General features: G+C 70.9%; 21 protein-coding genes, 1 tRNA gene and 3 pseudogenes. 4 read left to right on the forward strand and 21 right to left on the reverse strand.

Features of this window, described 5'->3' with window-relative positions; translation table 11 throughout:
* The 3 genes and pseudogenes from QM720_RS00005 to QM720_RS00015 all read right to left on the reverse strand — a co-directional run.
* On the reverse strand, positions 1-858 hold an 858-nt coding region (locus QM720_RS00005), incomplete at its 3' end, for an aminotransferase class V-fold PLP-dependent enzyme (protein WP_415123866.1).
* Positions 859-907: 49 nt separating this feature from the next.
* A pseudogene (locus QM720_RS00010) lies at positions 908-997 on the reverse strand (isoprenyl transferase); the annotation flags it as partial.
* Between the two features lie 31 nt (positions 998-1,028).
* A complete protein-coding gene (locus QM720_RS00015; protein ID WP_415123868.1) occupies positions 1,029-1,814 on the reverse strand; it encodes an isoprenyl transferase in 786 nt (261 codons plus the stop codon).
* A 105-nt stretch (positions 1,815-1,919) separates the two neighbouring features.
* Here QM720_RS00015 and trhA point away from each other — a divergent pair, with 105 nt between their 5' ends.
* A complete protein-coding gene (gene trhA, locus QM720_RS00020; protein ID WP_415127745.1) occupies positions 1,920-2,624 on the forward strand; it encodes a PAQR family membrane homeostasis protein TrhA in 705 nt (234 codons plus the stop codon).
* Here trhA and QM720_RS00025 read toward each other — a convergent pair.
* Entirely contained in the window at positions 2,621-2,908 is a 288-nt protein-coding gene (locus tag QM720_RS00025) for a hypothetical protein (protein ID WP_415123870.1), read from the reverse strand. The genes trhA and QM720_RS00025 overlap by 4 nt on opposite strands.
* 61 nt (positions 2,909-2,969) lie before the next feature.
* Here QM720_RS00025 and QM720_RS00030 point away from each other — a divergent pair, with 61 nt between their 5' ends.
* Positions 2,970-3,371: a DUF4307 domain-containing protein gene (locus QM720_RS00030; RefSeq protein WP_415123872.1), complete on the forward strand. Its 402-nt coding sequence runs from the start codon at positions 2,970-2,972 to the stop codon at positions 3,369-3,371.
* Between the two features lie 103 nt (positions 3,372-3,474).
* The gene (gene greA / locus QM720_RS00035; RefSeq protein WP_415123874.1) at positions 3,475-3,963 is read left to right on the forward strand and encodes a transcription elongation factor GreA; all 489 of its coding nucleotides are present in this window, start codon (positions 3,475-3,477) and stop codon (positions 3,961-3,963) included.
* A gap of 121 nt (positions 3,964-4,084) precedes the next feature.
* Here the strand turns inward: greA and QM720_RS00040 are convergent, their stop codons facing one another.
* Complete coding sequence (locus tag QM720_RS00040) at positions 4,085-4,978, reverse strand: hypothetical protein (RefSeq protein WP_415123876.1); 894 nt, start codon at positions 4,976-4,978, stop codon at positions 4,085-4,087.
* Positions 4,979-5,354: 376 nt separating this feature from the next.
* Between QM720_RS00040 and QM720_RS00045 the strand changes: the two are divergent.
* A pseudogene (locus QM720_RS00045) lies at positions 5,355-6,429 on the forward strand (IS630 family transposase).
* Here the strand turns inward: QM720_RS00045 and ilvA are convergent.
* From ilvA to QM720_RS00125, 16 genes and pseudogenes are all read right to left on the reverse strand, one after another.
* Positions 6,426-7,652: a threonine ammonia-lyase gene (ilvA, locus tag QM720_RS00050; RefSeq protein ID WP_415123878.1), complete on the reverse strand. Its 1,227-nt coding sequence runs from the start codon at positions 7,650-7,652 to the stop codon at positions 6,426-6,428. The pseudogene QM720_RS00045 and the gene ilvA overlap by 4 nt on opposite strands.
* Positions 7,649-8,848 carry an AI-2E family transporter gene (locus tag QM720_RS00055; RefSeq protein WP_415123880.1) on the reverse strand — a complete coding sequence of 400 codons (1,200 nt, stop codon included), beginning with the start codon at positions 8,846-8,848 and terminating at the stop codon, positions 7,649-7,651. Before QM720_RS00055 ends, ilvA begins: the two co-directional genes overlap by 4 nt.
* Positions 8,849-8,907: 59 nt before the next feature.
* Complete coding sequence (locus QM720_RS00060) at positions 8,908-9,792, reverse strand: M48 family metalloprotease (protein WP_415123882.1); 885 nt, start codon at positions 9,790-9,792, stop codon at positions 8,908-8,910.
* Between the two features lie 3 nt (positions 9,793-9,795).
* Complete coding sequence (locus QM720_RS00065) at positions 9,796-10,362, reverse strand: LemA family protein (protein WP_415123884.1); 567 nt, start codon at positions 10,360-10,362, stop codon at positions 9,796-9,798.
* A 100-nt stretch (positions 10,363-10,462) separates the two neighbouring features.
* Positions 10,463-11,776: a D-arabinono-1,4-lactone oxidase gene (locus QM720_RS00070; protein ID WP_415123886.1), complete on the reverse strand. Its 1,314-nt coding sequence runs from the start codon at positions 11,774-11,776 to the stop codon at positions 10,463-10,465.
* Positions 11,773-13,014, reverse strand: coding sequence for an alanine racemase (locus QM720_RS00075; protein ID WP_415123888.1), 1,242 nt, complete (start codon positions 13,012-13,014; stop codon positions 11,773-11,775). Before QM720_RS00075 ends, QM720_RS00070 begins: the two co-directional genes overlap by 4 nt.
* 350 nt (positions 13,015-13,364) lie before the next feature.
* A tRNA-Leu gene (locus QM720_RS00080) sits at positions 13,365-13,437 on the reverse strand.
* 33 nt (positions 13,438-13,470) lie between these two features.
* Positions 13,471-14,886, reverse strand: a complete 1,416-nt coding sequence (locus QM720_RS00085) for an NAD(P)/FAD-dependent oxidoreductase (protein ID WP_415127747.1) — start codon at positions 14,884-14,886, stop codon at positions 13,471-13,473.
* 20 nt (positions 14,887-14,906) lie between these two features.
* Positions 14,907-16,229, reverse strand: a complete 1,323-nt coding sequence (locus QM720_RS00090) for a S8 family serine peptidase (protein WP_415123890.1) — start codon at positions 16,227-16,229, stop codon at positions 14,907-14,909.
* A complete protein-coding gene (locus QM720_RS00095; protein ID WP_415123892.1) occupies positions 16,226-16,747 on the reverse strand; it encodes a DUF501 domain-containing protein in 522 nt (173 codons plus the stop codon). Before QM720_RS00095 ends, QM720_RS00090 begins: the two co-directional genes overlap by 4 nt.
* A gap of 45 nt (positions 16,748-16,792) precedes the next feature.
* Positions 16,793-17,302, reverse strand: coding sequence for a septum formation initiator family protein (locus QM720_RS00100; protein ID WP_415123894.1), 510 nt, complete (start codon positions 17,300-17,302; stop codon positions 16,793-16,795).
* Positions 17,303-17,321: 19 nt separating this feature from the next.
* Complete coding sequence (eno, locus tag QM720_RS00105) at positions 17,322-18,602, reverse strand: phosphopyruvate hydratase (protein WP_415123896.1); 1,281 nt, start codon at positions 18,600-18,602, stop codon at positions 17,322-17,324.
* 113 nt (positions 18,603-18,715) lie between these two features.
* A pseudogene (locus QM720_RS00110) lies at positions 18,716-19,413 on the reverse strand (O-methyltransferase).
* A gap of 31 nt (positions 19,414-19,444) precedes the next feature.
* Positions 19,445-19,858, reverse strand: coding sequence for a type II toxin-antitoxin system VapC family toxin (locus tag QM720_RS00115; protein WP_415123898.1), 414 nt, complete (start codon positions 19,856-19,858; stop codon positions 19,445-19,447).
* Positions 19,855-20,139: a type II toxin-antitoxin system Phd/YefM family antitoxin gene (locus tag QM720_RS00120; protein WP_415123900.1), complete on the reverse strand. Its 285-nt coding sequence runs from the start codon at positions 20,137-20,139 to the stop codon at positions 19,855-19,857. The genes QM720_RS00115 and QM720_RS00120 overlap by 4 nt, the downstream gene beginning before the upstream one ends.
* 42 nt (positions 20,140-20,181) lie before the next feature.
* Positions 20,182-20,820: a type II toxin-antitoxin system PemK/MazF family toxin gene (locus QM720_RS00125; RefSeq protein WP_415123902.1), complete on the reverse strand. Its 639-nt coding sequence runs from the start codon at positions 20,818-20,820 to the stop codon at positions 20,182-20,184.
* Positions 20,821-20,838 lie beyond the last annotated feature (18 nt).

Consider the following 20,838-nt stretch of genomic DNA (forward strand, 5'->3'; position numbering starts at 1 on the left):
CCGGGCGTGCACTTCCGCCGCCACGGCGGCGATGCCGGCATCCGTCAGCTCCCGCATCGCCGCCGCGAGGCGGGAGGCGGCGAGCGGGTCGGCGGGCGCGACCGAATATGCGGATGCCGTCGGCAGCGGCGCCGGCACGCCCGGCGTCGCGGCCTCGCCCGGCATGCCGGAGATGCCGGACAGGACGGGCCGGATGCGCTCGCGCGCCGCCGCGGAGAACCGGGCGAAACCGGTGCCGCGGCCCGCGCGCAGCCACGTGTAACCGTGACCGCAGACGACGTCGGCGGCCGCCCAGTCGACGTCGACGACGCCGAAGGCCTGTGCCGCGTCGACGATCAGCAGCCGGTCGCCGATGAGCTCACGCAGCCCCGCCAGGTCGGCGAGCGCCCCGGTGCGGAAGTCGACGAGGCTGACGGCGAGCGCCGTGACCTCGTCGGTGAGGGCGGCCGCGACGGCGTCGGTCGTCACGATGCCGTGCGGCGGATCGATCTCGCGCACCGTCAGCAGGCCGCGCGCGTCACGGGCGCGCCCTGCCGTGACCCGCAGCGACGCGAACTCCTGCGCCGACACGACGACCGTGCCCTCAAGGCCCTGCATGGCGTGCGTGAGGCCCTGGGTGGTCGACGGCTGCAGCACGACCTCGTCGAGCGGGCAGTCCAGCGCACCGGCCACGAGCCCGCGGGCCTCGTCGAGGCGCGCGGCGACCAGGTCGATGCCCGACGAGCGCCCCGAGCCGAGCAGTTCGGCATCGGCGTGCATCTCGGCGCGCACGGCGGGCGAGAGCGGGCCGAAGGCGGCCCAGTCGAGATATCCCGTCGCGGCGTCGAACGTCTCGATCAGGGGCTCCAGCGCACTCACGCCTGCCATTGTGGCATGCGACGTCGACACCGACGCACCCGGTGCCCGCTCAGCCGCCGTAGCGACGGTCGCGCGTCGCGTAGTCGCGGATGGCGCGCAGGAAGTCCACCTCACGCAGGTCGGGGCCGAGCGCCTCGACGAGGGAGAACCTCCGGGTGGGATAGGCGGCCTCAGCCGCCGTAGCGACGGTCGCGCGTCGCGTAGTCGCGGATGGCGCGCAGGAAGTCCACCTCGCGCAGATCGGGGCCGAGCGCCTCGACGAAGTAGAACTCCGAATGCGCCGACTGCCACAGCAGGAAGTCGCTCAGCCGCTGCTCCCCCGACGTGCGGATCACGAGGTCGGGGTCGGGCTGCCCGCCCGTGTACAGATGCTCGCCGATCTGCTCGGGAGTCAGGCTCGCCGCCAGCTCCTCCAGCGAGCCGCCGTCCTGCCGGTGCTGGGCGATGATGCTGCGCACGGCATCCACGATCTCGCCGCGCCCGCCGTACCCCACGGCGAGATTGACGTGCAGGCCGGTGTTGCCCGCCGTGCGCTGCTCGGCGGTGCGGAGGACCTGGGCGAGCTCGGGGGGCAGGATCTCGGCCCGCCCGACGTGCTGCACCCGCCAGCCGGGCTCGCGGGAGAGCTCGTCGGCGAGCTCGGCGATGATCTCGAGGAGATCGGCGAGCTCCTGCGAGTCGCGCTTGCGCAGGTTGTCGGTGGAGAGCAGGTACAGCGAGACGACCCGGATGCCGAGGTCATCGCACCAGCGCAGGAATTCGTGCATCTTCGCGGCACCGGCACGGTGCCCGTCGGCAACCGTCGCGTAGCCGGCCTGGCGCGCCCACCGCCGGTTGCCGTCGATCATCATCGCGACGTGATGCGGCACCGTCTCGGGCGTCAACGCGCGCTTCAGGCGTGAGCTGTACACGCGGTAGAGAAGGCCTCGCCCCTCGCGCGGGCCGGTGGATGTCACGGTCATACGCTATCGCGCTGCGCCGAGTCGTATGTGCTCTGGGCGGCATACTGTCCCGCGTAGGCTCGGGGCGTGACCGAGCCCAACGCCGACGAGGGCGTCGAGATGCCCCAGCTCCCCCTGCTCGAGCCGGGGGCCACGAGCGCGCAACTCGATCCCAAGCCGTCGTGGCGCGGCTGGATCCACGCGGGCACCTTCCCCGTCGCGATCGCCGCAGGCGTCGTGCTGGTCGTCGTGGCGCAGGGAGCGGCCGCGAAGTGGGCGGCGGCGGTGTTCATGGCGACCTCGCTGCTGCTGTTCGGCAACTCGGCGCTGTACCACCGGTTCGACTGGGGGCCCGTGGCCAAGGCGGTGCTCAAGCGCATCGATCACGCCAACATCCTGCTGCTCATCGCCGGCACGTACACTCCGGTGGCGGTGCTGGGTCTGCCGCCCGGAAAGGGCGCCCTGCTGCTCGTCCTGGTGTGGTCGGGGGCGCTGCTGGGCATCCTGTTCCGGGTCTTCTGGATCAACGCGCCGCGCTGGCTATACGTCGCGCTGTACCTGCTGCTCGGCTGGGCGGCCGTCATGTACCTCGTCGACCTGTTCCACGCGAACCCCGCGATGATGGTGCTCGTCGCCGTCGGCGGCCTGCTGTACACGGCCGGGGCGATCGTCTACGCGCTGAAAAAGCCCAACCCGTGGCCCGGGCACTTCGGCTTCCACGAGATCTTCCACGTGTGCACCGTCCTGGCTTTCCTCTGCCACTGGACGGCGTGCCTGCTCATCGCCCTCGAGCCGCTGACGCCCTCGCTCGGGTCGCCGGCCTAACGCTCGGCCGTCGGATCCGGGTCGATGTCCCGCTCGTCGGCGGCGTCGGCCGCCACCTGCTGCGCATCCAGTTCCTCGGAGATCTCGGCGCGGTAGCCGGCCCGGCGGATGCGCCGCAGCATGTCGATGACGAGGAGCACCGCGGCCACGGCCACCAGCGCCACCGCGACGAACCCCGCGAAGCCCGGGGTGACGTCCTCGGCAGCGACGGTCATGGTGGGGGTCGGCGTCGCCGCGCCGGAGATGGCGGCAAGACGCTCGAGCGCGAGCGGCAGTACGTGCATTCGTTCCTCGGATCCTGCGCGCAGCGCATAGCCTGGAACTCCAGCCTAGAACGGATGACACATGACGGTGACGCGCAGCCAGGCCGAGCTCGACGACCGCTACGGCCGCCGCCGCGGCATCCGCGGTCGCGTCGGCGGGGTCGTGTTCGGCGTCGTCGCGCTGGCGATCGTCGGCTCCCTCGGCTGGGCGACCTTCGCGCAGTCGCTGCGCGCGGTGGATGCCGACACCCTCGCGCTGTCCGCGATCGACGCGCACAGCATCACGGTCGAGTTTCAGACGACGGCCCAGCCCGGTTCGGCCGTCGCCTGCGTCATCGAGGCGCAGGATGCCGAGCACGGCATCGTGGGCTGGATCGTGCGCGAGTATCCCGCCGATCAGGCGCACACCCGCACGTTCACCGAGACGGTCCCGACGATCGCGCCGGCGACCACCGGTTTGGTGACCTCCTGCTGGATCCCGTAGGCTGTCGGGACACACACGCGCCCTGGCTGCTGCCGGGGCGTTTGGCTTACACCCCCCATCTTCGCGACGAACGCGACCACGACGAACGCGACTAGGAGACGACATGCCCGAGAACACGCAGACCTTCCTCACGCAGGACGCCTACGACCGTCTCGCCGCCGAGCTCGAGCACCTGTCCACGACGGGTCGCGAAGAGATCGCCAAGCGCATCGAAGCGGCCCGCGAAGAGGGCGACCTCAAGGAGAACGGCGGCTACCACGCCGCCAAGGACGAGCAGGGCAAGCAGGAGGCCCGCATCCGCACGCTGCAGGCGCTGCTGAAGGAATCCGTCGTCGGCGAGGCGCCGGAGTCGGACGGCACCGTCAAGGGCGGCACCGTCGTCACGGCGATCGTCGCGGGCGGCGAAGAGGTGTTCCTGCTCGGCAGCCGTGAGATCGCGGCGGGTTCCGAGCTCGACGTCTACAGCGAGGCGTCGCCGCTGGGCGCCGCGATCCTCGGCCTCGCCGAGGGCGAGAAGACCTCGTACACCGCCCCGAACGGCCGCGAGATCGCCGTCGAGATCGTGAAGGTCGAGACCTACCACGGGCAGTGAGCCCGCTGAGCCCGCTCCTCCCCGCCTGTTCCATCGCCACCGTGTCGGAGTTTCGGACGCTTAAAGCGTCCGAAAGTCTTCGTGAGCGAGTTTCGGACGCGTGAAGCGTCCGAAACTGCACTCAGCGGGATGCCGCCGGCTTCCAGCCGCGGCGCAGGAGATGGATGCGGACGCGCTCGATGAGGCCGGACGGATCACGCAGGTCACCGGCGTGGGCACGCTCCACGATGTAGCCGAGCCGCTGCAGTTCGCCGATGCGGGTGAGATCACGCCGCCACTGCCGCTTGTCCTCGGCGTGGTGCGCGCCCTCGTATTCGACGATGACGCCGTAGTCCTCGAAGAGCAGGTCGACGCGCGCGACGAATCCGCCGCTGCCGCGGATCGAAGCGTTCACGGCGGCGCGCGGCAGCCCCGCCTGCTCCAGCATCACGCGCAGGAGCGACTCCGGATACGACTCCGCGCCGGGAACCACCAGCTCCAGCGCCTCGCGCAGCCGCGCAGCGCCGCGTACGCGCGGCGCCGCACGCAACGCCGTGCTGAGCTCCGACAGGGTGCACCAGTTCTCGTCCAGCCTGCAGAACTGGTCGGCGACGGCAACCAGCTGGGGCACCGCGAGCCACCGCGCCAGGTCGATCCAGGTGCGCGGCCGCGTCGTGACCGGCACCCCGCGCCAGTTCGTGACGTGGATCGGTTCGAGTCCGATGCTGTAGCCGACGATCCCGGCACCGCGCGGCGCCCGGCCCGGCCGAGGCACCGCGACGTGCAGGTCAGGGTCCGGCGCGGCGAGGCCGGGCCGCTCCACTCCCCATACGGACAGAGCCGACGGCCCGAAGACGACGGCATCCGGCCCCACGGCACGCACACGCGCCGATATGACGTCGAACCACGAGGCATCGGCATCCGCCCTCATCCCGCGGTACGGACGCGACCACGTCCGGTCCGATCGCAGTCGACGCGCGTCGACGCCCTCCTCACGCGCCTGAGCGATCGTGAACGCTCGCGGAAGCCTGCTCATCCCTCGATCCTGGCGGCATCCGTCGCACAGCGTCGCAAGTTGTCCACAGGCGCGCTCCGGCACACGCCGCGCCCGCCGCGCGCGCGACCCCGACCCCGACCCCGACCCCGACCCCGACGTCGATCCCGACCACGACGCCGACGTCGATCCCGACGCCGACCCCGACGCCGACGTTTCGGACGCTTGTAGCGTCCGAAACTCGCGTGGAGACACTTTCGGACGCTTCAAGCGTCCGAAACTCGACGGGTGGGCGACGGCGGGCGGGGGACGCGGCGACGCGGCGACGGCGGGAGCGACGGGCAGGCGGCCCGGCAGGAGGAGCCTAGTGTCGCGTGTCGTTAGTTCCTAAAGGGTTGGATGGTTGGGAGAATTGGCTATGGCGAATTCTCCGGCTCCTGCGCTGCGGCTGTTCGATGGCGACGAGTCCATGCTGCGTGGCTGGCTCCGGTCGACAACGGTGCGTGCGGGTGATGCGAAGCGGGCGCGGATCGTGTTGCTGGCCTCGGAGGGAGTCGCGAATACGCGGATCGCTGAGCTCACGGATGCGTCGGTCGTGACGGTGTTGAAGTGGCGGGCCCGGTACGAAGAGCTCGGGATCGCGGGTTTGGGCGGCGCGGACCGGTCCGGAAGACCACGTCATCTGGACTACGCGGACATCGTCGCTGCGACGTTGACCTCGCCGCCGAAGAAGTACGGGGTAACGCACTGGTCATCCCGGCTGCTGGCCAGGCATCTGAAAATCGGGAACGCAACGGTTGCCAGGGCGTGGCGAGAGTACGGGGTGCAGCCGTGGAAGTCGGAGACGTTCAAGTTCTCCACCGATCCGGAACTGGTCGGCAAAGTCACGGACGTCGTCGGTCTGTACCTCGCACCGCCGGAGAACGCGATCGTGCTGTGCGTGGACGAGAAGAGCCAGATCCAGGCGCTGGATCGCACCGCGCCGATGCTGCCGATGCGCATCGGGGACGCTGAGAAGCGCACCCATGACTACAAACGGCACGGCACGACGACACTGTTCGCCGCGCTGGAGATCGCGACCGGGCACGTCACCGGAGCGGTCAAGCCGAAGCACCGCCGGCAGGAGTTCCTGGCGTTCCTGCGGCAAATCGACCGCGCCTACCCCGACGTCGAACTGCACCTCGTGATGGACAACTACGCCACCCACAAGACCCCGGAAGTGAAGGCCTGGCTCGAGCAACGCCCCCGCTTCCACGTCCATTTCACACCGACATCAGGATCCTGGCTGAATCTCGTCGAAGTCTGGTTCGGAATCATCGACAAGCAGGCCATCCGCCGCGGAATCTTCACCAGCGTGAACGAACCTCAACGCGAAGATCAGACAATTCATCACTGGCTGGAACGACCGGAAGCATCCTTTCGTCTGGACCAAGACCCCGGAACAGATCCTCGCGAAAGCCAACCGTCAACCAACTTCAGAAACGCGACACTAGTCCTGGACGATCCTGGGGTGGAAGCCGGCATCCTCCAGGATCGCGATCACCTGTGCGCGGTGGTCTTCGCCGCGCGTCTCGACGCTCAGCTGCAGGATGACCTCGCTGATCTGCAGGCCGTGCCCGTGGCGGGTGTGCAGCGCCTCGATGACGTTGGCGCCCGCGACGGCGAGCAGCTCCGACACCCGCGCGAGCTGACCGGGACGGTCGGGCAGCGGAATCTGCAGGGTCATGTAGCGTCCGGATGCCGCGAGCCCGTGCGCGACGACGCGCTGCAGCAGCAGGGGGTCGATGTTGCCGCCGGACAGGATGACGGCGGTCGGTCCGGTCGCGGTGATCTTCCCGGCGAGGATGGCGGCGACGCCGACGGCGCCCGCCGGCTCGACGACCTGCTTGGCGCGCTCGAGCAGCACGAGGAGGGCGCGGGCGATGTCGTCCTCGGTGACGGTGACGACCTCGTCCACGACGTCACGGATGACCGCGAACGTGAGATCGCCCGGCCGCGCGACGGCGATGCCGTCGGCGATGGTCGGCGAGGTCTGTACGGTCAGCGGCTCGCCTGCGGCCAGCGACGCCGGGTAGGCCGCCGAGTTCTCGGCCTGCACGCCGATGATGCGCACCGAGCGCCCCGCCGCGGCGGCGCGCGCCCGGACGGCCGCGGCGACGCCGGCGATGAGCCCTCCCCCGCCGATGCCGACCACGACCGTGTCGACCTCGGGCAGCGCGTCGGCGATCTCGAGCCCGAGCGTGCCCTGGCCGACGATGACGTCGCGGTGGTCGTACGGGTGGATGAGCACGGCTCCCGTGCGCTCGGCGAACTCCGCCGCCAGGCGCAGCGGGGTCTCGACCGTGGCCCCCTCCAGCACGACCTCGGCACCGTACCCGCGGGTGGCGAGGAGCTTGGGCACGGGAACCCCGAGCGGCATGAAGATCGTCGCCGGGATGCCGAGCTTCTGCGCCGCCAGCGCCACGCCCTGCGCATGGTTGCCCGCGGAGGCCGCGACGACGCCGCGGGCGCGCTCCTGCTCGGTCAGCCGCGAGAGACGGTAGGTCGCGCCGCGGATCTTGAACGACCCCGTCCGCTGCAGGTTCTCGAGCTTCAGGTAGACCGGCGCGCCGAGGATGCCGGTGAGGTATTCGGAGACGTCGAACGGGGTCTGCGCGATGACGCCGTGCAGGACGGCGGCGGCGTCTTCGAACTCCGCCAGGGTGGGGATGGTCACGCGGGGGTCCTTCTGCTGCGGGGCACGGTATTCCAGATGAGGTCGGCATCCGCCGGGGATGCCCGACCGTCGCCGCCGCTGCCGAGGTAGACGGCGACGACGTTGATGAACGCGGCCAGCGGCACGGCGAACAGCGCGCCGGCGATGCCCGCGATCATGGCGCCGCCCGCGACGACCAGGACGACGGCGAGCGGGTGCACCTTGACGGCGGAGCCCATCAGCAGCGGCTGCAGGATGTGACCCTCGATCTGCTGCACGCCGAGCACGACCACCAGCATCCACAGCGCGATCCAGGGGCCGTTGTAGATGAGAGCGAGGAGCACCGCGAGGGCGCCGGTGACGACGGCGCCGACGAAGGGCACGAACGCACCGAGGAAGACGAGCACGCCGATCGGGATCGCGAGCGGCACCTGCAGGAGGAACGCCCCCAGCGAGATGCCGATCGCGTCGATTGTCGCGACCAGCAGCTGCGTGCGCGCGTAGCTGACGACGGTCTTCCAGCCGGCCCGGCCGGCACCGTCGACGTCGGCGCGCGCGGCGCGCGGGAACAGGCGTACCACCCACTTCCAGATGCCGCCGCCGTCGGCGAGGGTGCACAGGAGGATGAACAGGGTCAGCACCGCGCCGGTCAGCACGTGGCCGACCGTCGAGCCGACGACGAGGGCGCCCGACCAGAAGAGGTCGGCCTGCTGCTGCAGGAAGCCGCCCAGTTGCGCCAGGAGGTCGTCGATCTGCGCCGAGGTCAGGTGCAGCGGCCCGTCGATGAGGTACTGCCGGAACTGTGCGATGGCCGCGGTCGCGCGGTCGCGCACGCTCGGCCACTCGCGGGTGATCTGCCAGATCGCGAGCCACAACAGTGCGCCCACGATCACGAACGCGCCGAGCACCGAGGCCACGATCGCGAGCCATCGCGGTGCGCGGTGGCGCAGCATCCAGGTGAAGGCCGGCCAGAGCAGGGCCGTGACGAGGATCGCGACGAGCAGCGGGATGACGACGAGCAGCTTCAGCTGGATGACGAGCCAGATCAGGATGCCGGCGGCCGCCGCGAGCACGACGAACCGCCACGCGTAGGCCGTCGCGACGCGCAGGCCGTGCGGAAGTGACGCGGCGATCTCGGTCGAGACGGTCTTGCTGCGGATCGCATCGAGCAGCCCGCCGCGTGGTCTGTCCCGGGGCTGGTCGTCGGCACCGCTCATTCCGCCAGTCTAGGCGCGGCTCATGCGGCTATCGGCATGCGCGCCGCTTCTGCGCCTTCTCAGAAGCTGCCGCCCATGTGCTGCAGGCGGGCGATGCGGTCGGGGATCGGCGGGTGCGTCGCGAAGAGCCGGGCGACGCCACCCGGGCGCAGCGGATCGGCGATCCACAGGTGCGCCATCGACGTGTTCGCCTTCGCGAGCGGACGGCCGTACTCGGCGAGCTTTCCGAGGGCGGAGGCCAGAGCGTCGGGGTCGCGCGTGGTGAGCGCGCTCGTCGCGTCGGCGAGGTACTCGCGCTGACGCGAGATGGACGCCTGGACGACGCCCGCCAGCAGCGGCGCGACGATCGCGGCGACGACGCCGAACAGCAGGAAGATCAGCTGCGATTGGTTGTTGCCCCGGCGTCCGCCGCCGAAGAAGGCCATGCGCATGAGGATGTCGGCGATGAGGCCGACCGCGACGACGAGGCCGAAGACGACCAGCGACACCCGGATGTCGTAGTTGCGGATGTGGCCGAGCTCGTGACCGAGCACCCCCTCCAGCTCCCGGTCGGTCATGAGCTCGAACAGCCCGGTCGTGACGGTGATCGCCGCCTCTTCCGGTGTGCGGCCGGTCGCGAAGGCGTTGGGCGCGGCATCCTGCACGACGTAGAGCTTCGGCATGGGCGTGCCGGTGGTGATGCAGAGGTTCTCGACGAGGCGGTAGTAGCGCGGCGCCTCCTCGCGGGTGACCTCCTGCGCGCCGGAGAGCGCGAGCGCTTCGCGGTCGGCGAGGAAGTACTGCGCCGTGGCGTAGCCGGCGGCGCCGAGGAGCATGAACGCCGTGAGCCACCAGTTGTTGCCGGCGAGCCAGCCCGCGCCGAGCCCGATGAGGCCGAGCATGACGACGAAGCCGCCGAGGATGAGCCAGGTGTTGCGCTTGTTCCGCGCGATCGCGGAGTACATGGCTTAGAACTGGATGCGCGGCGGTTCGGCGATCGCCGCACCGTCGACGACCTCGAAGAACTCGCGCTCGTGGAAGCCGAGGTTGCGGGCGAACATGTTGTTCGGGAACACCTTGATCTTCGTGTTCAGCTCGCGCACGCCGCCGTTGTAGAACCGGCGCGAGGCCTGGATCTTGTCCTCCGTGTCGACGATCGACTGCTGCAGCTGCAGGAAGTTCTGGCTCGCCTGCAGTTGCGGGTACGCCTCGGCGACCGCGAACAGCGACTTCAGCGCCTGCTGCATGTGCCCCTCGGCGACGCCCGCCTCGCCGGGCGAGGAGGCGCTGAGGGTCTCGGCGCGCGCGCGGGTGACGTTCTCGAACACCGCCTTCTCGTGCGCCGCGTAGCCCTTGACCGACTCGATGAGGTTGGGCAACAGGTCGGCTCGTCGTTTGAGCTGCACCGTGATGTCGCTCCACGCCTCGTCGACGCGCACATTGAGCGCGACGAGCGAGTTGTACGTCGCCCACAGGTAGATCCCGACGATCACCACGAGTGCCACGACGATGAGCACTGGGATCAGCCACGCCATGTTCACAGCGACTCCCCTCTCTTGTGCCTCAATCCTATCCGCGCCGGGGCAGCGCACAGCGGCCGAGTCAGGACTCTCAGCCGTTCCCCTGCTCAGCCCCTCACGGGCCGAGGACGCGGTCGAGATACGGGTTGCGGAAGGCGCGCTTCGGGTCGAGCCGGTCGCGCAGAGCGACGAAGTCGTCGAAGCGCGGATAGCGCGCGCGCAGGGCCGCGGCATCCAGCGTGTGCAGCTTGCCCCAGTGCGGGCGGCCGTCGTGGGCGAGCATGACCTCTTCGACGGCGGCGAAGTACTCCGTGGGGTCGTTGCGCCAGTACCGGTGCACGGCGATGTAGCCGCTGTCGCGGCCCGACGCCGTCGAGAGCCAGAGGTCGTCGCGAGCCGCCTGACGCACCTCGATCGGGAACTCGATGCGCCAGCCGCGCTCGGCGACGACGCGCTGCACGCCGCGGAAGGCGTCGGGTAGCCGATCCAGCGGCACGGCGTACTCCATCTCGCGGAACCGCACGCCGCGGCTCGTGGCGAAGACCCGGCTCGACGCGTCGGAGAACTCCCGGTCGCCCCACACCTTCGCCGACAGCCGGCTGATTCCCGGCACGAGCGCCGGCACGGCACGCCCGGCGCTGCAGACGGCCTGGTGCACGGCGCCGCCGATGACGACGTCGTCGACGAACTTCGCGGTGGCCGACAGGGGTGCCGTGGCGGCATCCGCCGGCAGGCGCGTGTTGGTCTTGGTGAGCGCGACGTCGGTGTGCGGAAACCAGTAGAACTCGAAGTGGTCTTCGCGCGCGGCGCGCTCGAGCGCCCCGTCGACGACGTCGTCGAGCGGCTCGGGATGCTCGACGGCCCGCAGCGCGAACGCCGGCACGCACTGGATGGTGATGTCGACGAGGATGCCGAGGGCGCCGAGCCCGAGCGCGACGGCGGGCAGCAGCTCGGCGTTCTCGTCTTCGCTCACCGTCAGCAGCTCGCCGCCGGCGGTCACGAGGGTCGCGCCGACGACCTGCGTCGCGATGCCGCCGAACCGCAGGCCGGTGCCGTGCGTCCCGGTGGACACGGCGCCCGAGATCGACTGCCGGTCGATGTCGCCGAGGTTGGTCATCGCGAGCCCGTAGGGGGCGAGGAGCGCCGGGATGCGGTGAAGCCGGGTGCCGGCCAGCAGCCGCACCCGCGACCGTTCGCGGTCGACCGCGACGAGGCCCGACAGCTCGCTCAGTTCGAGCAGCACGCCGGGGGCGACGGCGATGCCGGTGAAGCTGTGCCCCGCGCCGACGGCCTTGATCGCCCGTCCGCGCGCCGCGGCCGAGCGGACCGAGCGGCGCACCGCCTCGATCGTCGTCGGGTACTCCACCGCCTGCGGTCGCACCTTCTCGGTGCGTCCCCAGTTCTGCCAGCTGCCGCCGGGACGTGTCACAGGAAGCTCTTCCCTTCGCCGCGGTACGTCGCGGCCTCGCCGACGACGCGGTCGCCGCTGGTCAGGTGATAGCGGTCGACCCGCTCGGCGAGCTCGCCGCTTTTCGCGTGCCGGAACCAGACCCGGTCGCCGACGCGCAGGCTTCGCGCCGCGTCGCCCTGCAGCGGGGTCTGCACCTCGCCGGCGCCCTCGCGGCCCAGCGTGTGCAGGCCCTGCGGCCACACCGGCAGCGGCTGCCGCGACGCCACGGCAGGCCCCGAGGCGATCCACCCGCCGCCGAGCACCGTCGCGATGTCCTCCGTCGGCGTGCGCACGACGTCGAGGGCGAACGCGGCGGCCGGCGCGAGCGTGAAGGCGCGGTAGCCGTCGAACAGGTGCCCCGCCAGCAGTCCGCTGCCGGCGGTCGTCTCCGTGACCGACAGGTCGGATGCCGTCGACTCCAGCGAGCCCGTCCCGCCGCCGTTGACGAACTCGAGCGGCGCGATCTCGCGGAGCGCCGCGACGATCGCACCCCGGCGATCGAGCAGCTCCTGGCCCGAGCGACGCTGCATCCATCGGATGACGGCATCCCCCGATCCGGTGTCGTCGCCCTGACCGGCGATCTGCGCCTCGTACATCATGAGCCCGACGAGGCGGAACCCGGCCCGGCGCGCGATGCCGCGGGCCAGGCGTGTGACCTCGGCGGCGTCGTGCACGGGCGAGCGCCGCACCCCGATGTGCCCGAGCACGGGTGCGCGCCACGATGCGTCGGCGTCGATCGCGACGCGCAGCTCGGCGCGCGACCCGGGGGCGGCCACGGCGTCGACGGCGTCGAGCTGAGCGAGGTCGTCGACTATGAGGGTGATGCGCGCGGCCTTCTGCGCGTCGGCGGCGAGCGCGGCCAATGCCGCGCGGTCGACGCTCGGGTAGCCGAGGACGATGTCGTCATGCGCGCCGCCGGCGTCGCTGGCCAGCCACAGCGCTTCGGGCAGCGTGAAGGCGAGGATGCCGCGATACCCGGGCAGCGCGAGGGCGGCGTCGAGCACCTCGCGCACCCGGATCGACTTGCTCGCGACGCGGATCGGCACGCCGCTGGAGCGGACGACGAGATCGAGCGCGTTGTGCCGCAGCGCGTCGACGTCGATCGTGGCGACGGGCGCCGGCAGGTGGGCGACGGCGGCCGTGCGCGCCGCCCAGGAGGAGGCGGCGTCGAGCCAGGGCTCGCCCGCGGCCGGCGCCCCGAGCAGGTCGAGGGTCATGGCCTCTAGCCTAGGCCGGTCCACCCCGCCGGTGGAGCCCGCCGCACCGCCGCCGTGCCCCGGACCCGCCCTCCCGGAGCCCGCGAGGGAACGTCCCCGTGCCCGCGAGAGAACAACTGGCGGACGAGAGCGCGGGTATCTCCTGTTCCCTCGTCCGCGCGTTGTTCCTTCGCGAGGTGCGACCATGCCGCGCTGTTCGCGAGACTGCATCGGTGCACCGAAACAGCGGATGCCGGCGCCACCCACCTCGCCGCCGCCGGCCTCGAGCCTGCCGCTTGCGCACGACCGGGTCTCCTGCAGACCGTGCGCAACCGGCAGGGTCGAGCGAAAAGGGTCGGGTCGAGATCGCGTACCCCCGCCGGGACTCGAACCCGGACTGAAGCGATTTTAAGTCGCCTGCCTCTGCCATTGGGCTACGGGGGCGTGCCGATGCGCCGGCATCCCCACGCTAGCGCGTCAGCTCGCGGCTGCAGCCTCGGCATCCGCCTTCTTCTTGGCGGGCTTCTTCGCCGGCGCCTCGGCAGCAGCCGGCGCCTCGGCGGCCGGGGCCGCGGGACGCGGGCGCGCGGCGAACTCCTCGAAGACGTAGCGCGGGTTCTGCACCGTCTGCAGCGACACGTTGTCGCGGGTGAGCCAGAAGTTGTGCCACCAGTCGCCGATGACGCGCCACTTGCGCTCCCACGACGGCATCGCAAGACCGTGATAGCCGCGGTGCGCGCACCATGCGATGAAGCCCTTGAGCGCGATGTTGCCCGACTGGAACACACCGTTGTACAGGCCCAGGCCCGCGACGGCACCGAGGTTGTGGTGGATGTACTCGCGCGGCGCCTCGCCGCGCAGCACGGCCACGAGGTTCTTCGCGAGCAGCTTCGCCTGACGCACGGCGTGCTGCGCGTTGGGCACGCAGTAGCCGCCGACGCCCTTGCCGGTGAGGTCGGGCACGGCCGACACGTCGCCGGCGGCCCAGGCGCCCTCGACGACCTCGTCCTCGCTGCCGACCCGCAGGTCGGCGCGGGTGCGGATGCGGCCACGCTCTTCGACGGGCAGGTCGCTGCCGCGGACCACGGTCGGGTTCGCCATGACCCCCGCCGTCCACACGATGAGGTCGCTCGGGATCGTCTCGCCGGTGGACAGCTCGATGTTGCCGTCGACGGCACCGGTGACCTGCGTGTCGAGGTGGACGAAGCCACCGCGCTTGGCGAGATCCTTCAGCACCCACTCGCTCGTCTGCAGCGACACCTCGGGCATGATGCGGCTCATCGCCTCGATGAGGTGGAAGTGCGTGTCTTCGAAGCGCAGCTGCGGATAGTCGCGCAGCAGCGACGAGGCGAGCGCGCGCATCTCGGCGAACACCTCGATGCCGGCGAACCCGCCGCCGACGACGACGACGGTGAGGAGGCGGTCGCGCTCCGGCCCCGGGGGCAGGTTCGCGGCGCGGTCGAAGTTGGTGAGGATGCGGTCACGGATCGCGACCGCCTCTTCGATCGTCTTCAGGCCGATCGCGTTGTCGGCGATGCCCGGGATCGGGAAGGTGCGCGAGACGGCGCCGGCGGTGACGACGATCTGGTCGTAGTGCTCCTGCCACGGCTCGCCCTCGGCGGGCGTGATCGTCGCGAACTTGCCTGCGTGGTCGATGCCGGTGACCTTCGCCGTGATGACGCGCGTCTTCTTCAGGTGACGGCGCAGGCCCACGATGACGTGGCGGGCCTCGATCTCGCCCGCCGCGACCTCGGGCAGGAACGGCTGGTAGGTCATGTACGGCAGCGGATCGACGACCGTGACCTCGGCTTCGCCCTTGCGCAGGTGCTTCTCCAGCTTCCACGCGGTGTAGAAGCCGGCATAGCCGCCGCCGACGATGAGGATCTTGGGCACAGGAGTTGACGCGGTGCTGGTCACGGGTGGAAAGACTCCTTGGTTGAGCGGCTCGGAACACGGGGAGCCCGCTCCGATCTGACGCGCCGGGCGGCTGCAGTGACCCCGAGCGCGACCAGTATAGCCGTCAGGGTGCCGACCGCGAGTGGCACGGTGCCGTACCGGAGGGTATCGAGGCTGGGCAGCAGGGGCGATTGATAGGTCGGCGGGTCGGCCTGCGGCAGCGCGCCGGGCGCGATCGGGGTCACCGTCGGCGTGGGGCTGGCCTCGACCTCGGCGCGGCGGTACAGCCGCACCCATTCGGCCAGGCTCCCCATCGGATTCTCGTCGACCAGGGCCACATCGGCGCTCACGGCGGCTGCGGCGTCGATCAGCCCGTAGCCGTACGTCTCGTCGGGGACGCGCGTGGCCGCGGCCGCCGCCCGGGCCGTGCGGATGATGCGGTTGATCACGTTGTTCGCGTCGAGTTCGGGATGCGCCGAGCGCACGAGCGCCGCGATGCCCGCCACGATGGGCGCCGCCCCGCTCGTGCCGTCCCACTCGACGACGACGCCGTCGGCGGAGACGCCGAGCAATTGTTCGCTGGGCGCCGAGATGCCGATCGTGATGCCCTGCGTCGACGCCTGCTGGCTGGCCACGCCGTCGCGGTCGACGCCGGCGACCGTGAGCACTCCGGGGATCGTGGCCGGCGCCCCCACCTCCTCGGTCCCGTTGCCCTTGTTGCCGGCGGCGACGACGACCACGACGTCGTGGTCGAACGCGTACTCGAACGCCTCGTCCCAGGACTCGTCCCACGTGAGCGTGTTCGTCGTGAACGACAGGTTGATCACGTCGGCCCCGTGATCGACCGCCCAGTGCATGGCATCGGCGACCTGCTCCACGAACGGCACCGACGACGCCGCCCCGAACCCGATCGAGATCGACAGCAGGCTCGCCTCGGGTGCGACACCGATCATCCCGCTGTCGGCCCCCGTGCCGCGCGCGGCGGCGAGCGAGGCGACCCAGCTGCCGTGGTTGCCGTCGACGGCACCGACCGGCGTACGGCCGTCGGACGAGCCCGCCCCGGAGAAGTCGGTGCCGCCGGCCACGGCGCCGGTGAACTCGACCGGTCCCCGGCCGATCCCGGTGTCGATGATCGCGATGGTCGTGCCGGCGCCGCGCGTCGTCTGCCAGGCCGTGCGCACCCCGTACTCGTCCAGCCAGTACTGGGCGCTGCGGACGGGGTCGGTCTCGGGGGTGGGCGTCGGGGTGGCGGCAGGAACCGCCGCAGCCCCGGTCGCACCGAGCACGACGGCGGTGGCTGCGACCAGCGCGGCGAATCCCCGCACGATCCGCGCCGTCATCGGGCACCCGTCCGCGGCTGGTCGCACGTGCAGCGCTGCGGCGACCAGTCGGCGCGTGCGAGCGCGAGATCGCCGAGGGGGTTGACGCCGGGGCCGGCGGCCAGCGCATGCCCCGCGAGCGCGTGCAGGCACTTGACGCGCGTCGGCATGCCCCCGACCGAGACACCCTCGATCTCGGGCACCTCGCCGTACACGGCACGATCGGACAGATACGCGTCGTGCGCGGCACGGTACGCGTCGGCGATGGCCGCGTCGGCATCCAGGAGCGCCGCGAACTCGCGCATGACCTGCGTCGCCTCCAGGGCCGACATCGCCGCCGTCGCGCCGGGATGGGTCAGGTAGTAGAACGTCGGAAACGGCGTGCCGTCGGGCAGCCGCGGCTCGGTGGCCACCACCGTCGGGTTGCCGCAGACGCACCGCGCAGCGATGCCGACGACCCCGCGCATCGGCCGGCCCAGCTGCGCACGCATGACGTCGAGGTCGGCCGCGGTGGCGGGCGTGAGCTCAGGGTGCGGCATCCGTCAAGGCTACCCGCGGATGCCGGCGGCAGTGCGACGGCCGCCTCAGCCGGTCGGCGCCGTCGCGGTCTGCGCCAGGCCCGCGGCGGCGACCGAGCGGACGAACTGGGCCATCCAGTCGACGTGGGTGAGCACGACGTCGTCACTGACGGCGGCCAGCTCCTCCGGGATCGCGGTGTCCGGCAGGTCGTTGTCGACGAGGTACACGACCTCGCCCGGCACGACGTAGTACAGGCGGGCCCGGGCCTGCGAGGTGACATAGGCGGGGTCGGCCCAGCGATCCTTCTCCTGCTGCAGCGCCGCGACCTCGTCCGTCGTGACCTGCACCGAATGCGCAAGGGCGGCGAGCTGCTGACGCTGATCGAGATAGGTGCCCACGGTCGGCACGAGGACGAACACCGCCAGCACGACGAGCGAGAGCATGATCGCGGTGAATGCCGAGAAGCGGATGCCGCCGGCCCATTCCCGTACGTCGACGGAGCCGCGCGTACGCGTCTTCTGCGTACGCGCGGAAGAGGGAGCCGGCGCGTCGCGCGCGGCTCCCTCTCTCGTCATAGGCTCAAGCGTACGTGGCTCAGCCTGTGAAACGCGGGAACGCGCCGCGCCCGGCGAAGACCGCGGCGTCGCCGAGCTCTTCCTCGATGCGCAGCAGCTGGTTGTACTTCGCGACGCGCTCGCTGCGGGCGGGCGCGCCGGTCTTGATCTGGCCGGCGTTGACGGCGACGGCGAGGTCGGCGATCGTCGTGTCCTCGGTCTCGCCCGAACGGTGCGACAGCATCGACCGGTAGCCGTTCTGGGTCGCCAGCGCGATCGCGTCGAGGGTCTCCGAGAGCGTGCCGATCTGGTTGACCTTCACCAGCAGCGCGTTGGCGACACCGAGGTCGATGCCCTTCTGCAGGCGCACCGGGTTGGTGACGAACAGGTCGTCGCCGACGAGCTGCACCTTCGAGCCGATGGCGTCGGTGAGGGCCTTCCAGGCATCCCAGTCGTCTTCGGCGAGCGCGTCTTCGATCGTGACGATCGGGTAGTTCGCGACGAGGTCGGCGAAGTAGTCGGTCAGCTTCTCGGCCGACCACGCCTGGCCCTCGACGGTGTAGACGCCGTCTGCGAAGAACTCGGTCGCGGCGACGTCCAGGCCCACCGCGACATCGCGACCGGGCGTGAAGCCGGCCTTCTCGATCGCCTGGATGAGGAAGTCGAGGCCCTCGCGGTTGCTCGGCAGGTCGGGGGCGAACCCGCCCTCGTCGCCGAGACCGGTCGCGAAGCCGGCGGACTTCAGTTCGCCCTTGAGCACGTGGTACACCTCGGTACCCCAGCGCAGCGACTCGGCGTACGTCTCGGCGCCGATGGGCGCGAGGAAGTACTCCTGGAAGTCGATGCCGTTGTCGGCGTGCTCGCCGCCGTTGATGACGTTGAACAGCGGAACGGGCAGCACGTGCGCGTTCGGGCCGCCGAGGTAGCGGAACAGCGGCAGGTCGGCGCTGTCGGCGGCGGCCTTCGCGACCGCGAGGCTCACCCCGAGGATCGCGTTCGCGCCGGTGCGCGACTTGTTCTCGGTGCCGTCGGTCTCGATGAGGATCTCGTCGACGATGCGCTGCTCGCTCGCGTCGACGCCCTCGATCGCGGGGCCGAGCTCGTCGATGACGGCGGCCACCGCCTTGAGCACGCCCTTGCCGCCGTACCGGCTCTTGTCGCCGTCGCGCAGCTCGTACGCCTCGAACGCGCCGGTGGATGCGCCGGAGGGGACGGCCGCACGCTGGACGATGCCGTCGTCGAGCAGCACCTCCACCTCGACGGTCGGGTTGCCACGCGAATCCAGGATCTCGCGTGCGCCTACAGCCTCGATCAGTGCCACAGGGGACTCCTTGCTTGTGGAGGATGGATCTCGGAGCTTCGTCGGTCCGACGTCTTCGAGCATAGTGAAGCGGATGCCGCGGGCACAGGTCGCGGCGCGAGTTTGGCCTGAGTTCAGCGCGCGTCGGCGCTCCGAGGCCCGGGTCGCACGACGACGGCGAGCGCGACGCCGTCCCAGCCCTTCGCGTCGAGGGTCTGCAGCGCCGTGGCGTCGAACCGGGGGTCCTCCCCAGCATCCGCAGTCCCGCGCGCGTGCCGTCGACCTGGCTGCTGCCGGTGTGCGGGTCGGCGACGCGGCCGCCGCGGCCCACGTTGTCGACGACGATGACCGTGCCTTCGCGTCCGAGGCGGGCCGCCCAGTCGAGGTAGATCGTGTTGGATTCCTTGTCGGCGTCGATGAAGACCAGGTCGAACGGCTCGTCGTCCCGCAGGGTCGGCAGCACGTCGGCGCCGCGCCCGACGCGGATGTCGACCTTGTCCCCCACCCCGGCGCGGTCGATGCTGGCGCGGGCGATCGCGGCGTGCGCGGGCTCGGCTTCGATCGACACGACGAGGCCGCCGCTCGGGATGCCGCGTGCCAGCCAGATCGTCGAGTAGCCGCCGAGGGTGCCGACCTCCAGCACACGCCGCGCGCCGCTGATGCGGGCCAGCAGGTGCAGGAGCTTGCCGCTGACCGGCGCGACCTCGATCGCCGGGAGCCCTGCGGACTGCTGGTCGGCAACCGCCGCCGCCAGGTTCTCGTCGTGCCCGACGAGAGTGTCGGCGAAGTAGCGGTCGACGGCCCGCCACGCCTCGGGTGTCGGATCGGTCATGGTCTCAGGCTCGACCCGGCGGCGGCATCCGTCAACCCGTGAACTCGAACGGGTCGACGACGTCGACATCGCTGTCGGAGAAGTCCCGGACGTTGCGGGTCACGACGGTGAGTCCGTGGGCTGCCGCGGTCGCCGCGATCAGCGAGTCGATCGGCGGGAGTGTGCGCGTTGCGGGAAGCGTGGCCCAGGCATGAACGACGGTGCGGTCGATCGGGAGCAGATCATGGGCGAAACGCTCCTCGACGCCGTCGATCCAGGTTTCGATCTCAGCGGCCCTGGCTGGTTCGCGGGCACGGAGACGAGCCGCGCCGCGCCGAAGCTCTCCGATAGTCAGCACGCTCAAGCGACAGTCGAACCCCTGCGCCATCCACCGCATGACGTTGTCGTCGGGTCGCCGCTTGAAGGACTCAGAGACGACGTTGGTGTCGAGCAGGTATACGGTCACTCGTCTTCGGTCCACATGCGCACGAGGTCGTCGATTCGACGCTCCGACGCTTCATCCACCACGCGCGGCGGAATGTCGAGGTCGATGTCCACCTTCGGCGCGGTCAGCAGGTACTCGGCCAGCGAGGCCGGCTCACGATGAGTCCGTCGATATTCCGCGATGTCGACGATCACCGCCACCGGCTCGCCGTGCTTCGTGATGAACTGCGCCTCGCCGGACTGCGCGGCACGCAGCACTTCACTGAAGCGCTGCTTCGCCGTCTGCACCTGCCACGTCGTCATGCTGACAGACTACCCAGCTCTGTCTAGACTGTCTAGATTCCGTCACGGCTCCAGAATCCAGCCGTGCCGCTTCTGCAGGGCCGCGGCCACGTGGAGGAAGCGGTCGTGATCCAGCGCCGCGGCCTCGCGACGGATTCCGTAGCGGTGGACGCTGTAGAGCTGGTCGATGTCGATCCACGACGGCCGTCCCCGCGCGTCCCACGGCCCGGACCCGATGCCGACGTGGTCTCGGTAGCCCTCTCGAGACCTGCTCGTCAGCTTGAGCGCGAAGACGTGCCGGCCGTCCTGTTCGCCGATCACGAGCAGAGGCCGATCTTTTCCTTGGCTCGGGTCGTCGGCGTAGGGCACCCACGCCCACACGATCTCGCCGCCATCGGGTGCGCCGTTGCGCCGCGGACGATACGTGATGCGCAGGCCGCCGCGTCCGGGGCGTTCGATTTCTCGAGCCGCGAGCTCGTCGGTGGTCGATGGGACCGTCCGCGCCGTGGGTCGGCGCCGGGGGCGAAACGCCCACCGCGTGCAGAGCAGTGCAAGTACCGCCCACGCGCCCCACACCGCCAGCACCGACGTGCCCGCGAGGCCCGGCCGCGTCGTGATCCACGCGGCGACTCCGGCGGCGAGGACGACGACGACCGCTGCCGACCAGAACGGGCGCGCGGGGCTGGTTCGACGACGGGTCACCGCCTCAGTCTAGGCGAC

Origin of the sequence: Microbacterium sp. (assembly GCF_047602155.1) — a bacterium.
Classification (GTDB): domain Bacteria; phylum Actinomycetota; class Actinomycetes; order Actinomycetales; family Microbacteriaceae; genus Microbacterium.

What these genes read in the sequence shown, in the direction of transcription:
- QM720_RS00090 (WP_415123890.1), bottom strand. Translation starts at nt 16,229, where the DNA reads ATGACGGCGCGGATCGTGCGGGGATTCGCCGCGCTGGTCGCAGCCACC.
- QM720_RS00065 (WP_415123884.1), bottom strand. Translation starts at nt 10,362, where the DNA reads ATGGCGTGGCTGATCCCAGTGCTCATCGTCGTGGCACTCGTGGTGATC.
- QM720_RS00055 (WP_415123880.1), bottom strand. Translation starts at nt 8,848, where the DNA reads ATGAGCGGTGCCGACGACCAGCCCCGGGACAGACCACGCGGCGGGCTG.
- trhA (WP_415127745.1), top strand. Translation starts at nt 1,920, where the DNA reads ATGCCCCAGCTCCCCCTGCTCGAGCCGGGGGCCACGAGCGCGCAACTC.
- QM720_RS00095 (WP_415123892.1), bottom strand. Translation starts at nt 16,747, where the DNA reads ATGCCGCACCCTGAGCTCACGCCCGCCACCGCGGCCGACCTCGACGTC.
- QM720_RS00060 (WP_415123882.1), bottom strand. Translation starts at nt 9,792, where the DNA reads ATGTACTCCGCGATCGCGCGGAACAAGCGCAACACCTGGCTCATCCTC.
- QM720_RS00075 (WP_415123888.1), bottom strand. Translation starts at nt 13,014, where the DNA reads ATGACCCTCGACCTGCTCGGGGCGCCGGCCGCGGGCGAGCCCTGGCTC.
- QM720_RS00120 (WP_415123900.1), bottom strand. Translation starts at nt 20,139, where the DNA reads ATGACGACGTGGCAGGTGCAGACGGCGAAGCAGCGCTTCAGTGAAGTG.
- QM720_RS00025 (WP_415123870.1), bottom strand. Translation starts at nt 2,908, where the DNA reads ATGCACGTACTGCCGCTCGCGCTCGAGCGTCTTGCCGCCATCTCCGGC.
- QM720_RS00030 (WP_415123872.1), top strand. Translation starts at nt 2,970, where the DNA reads ATGACGGTGACGCGCAGCCAGGCCGAGCTCGACGACCGCTACGGCCGC.
- greA (WP_415123874.1), top strand. Translation starts at nt 3,475, where the DNA reads ATGCCCGAGAACACGCAGACCTTCCTCACGCAGGACGCCTACGACCGT.
- QM720_RS00100 (WP_415123894.1), bottom strand. Translation starts at nt 17,302, where the DNA reads ATGACGAGAGAGGGAGCCGCGCGCGACGCGCCGGCTCCCTCTTCCGCG.
- QM720_RS00040 (WP_415123876.1), bottom strand. Translation starts at nt 4,978, where the DNA reads ATGAGCAGGCTTCCGCGAGCGTTCACGATCGCTCAGGCGCGTGAGGAG.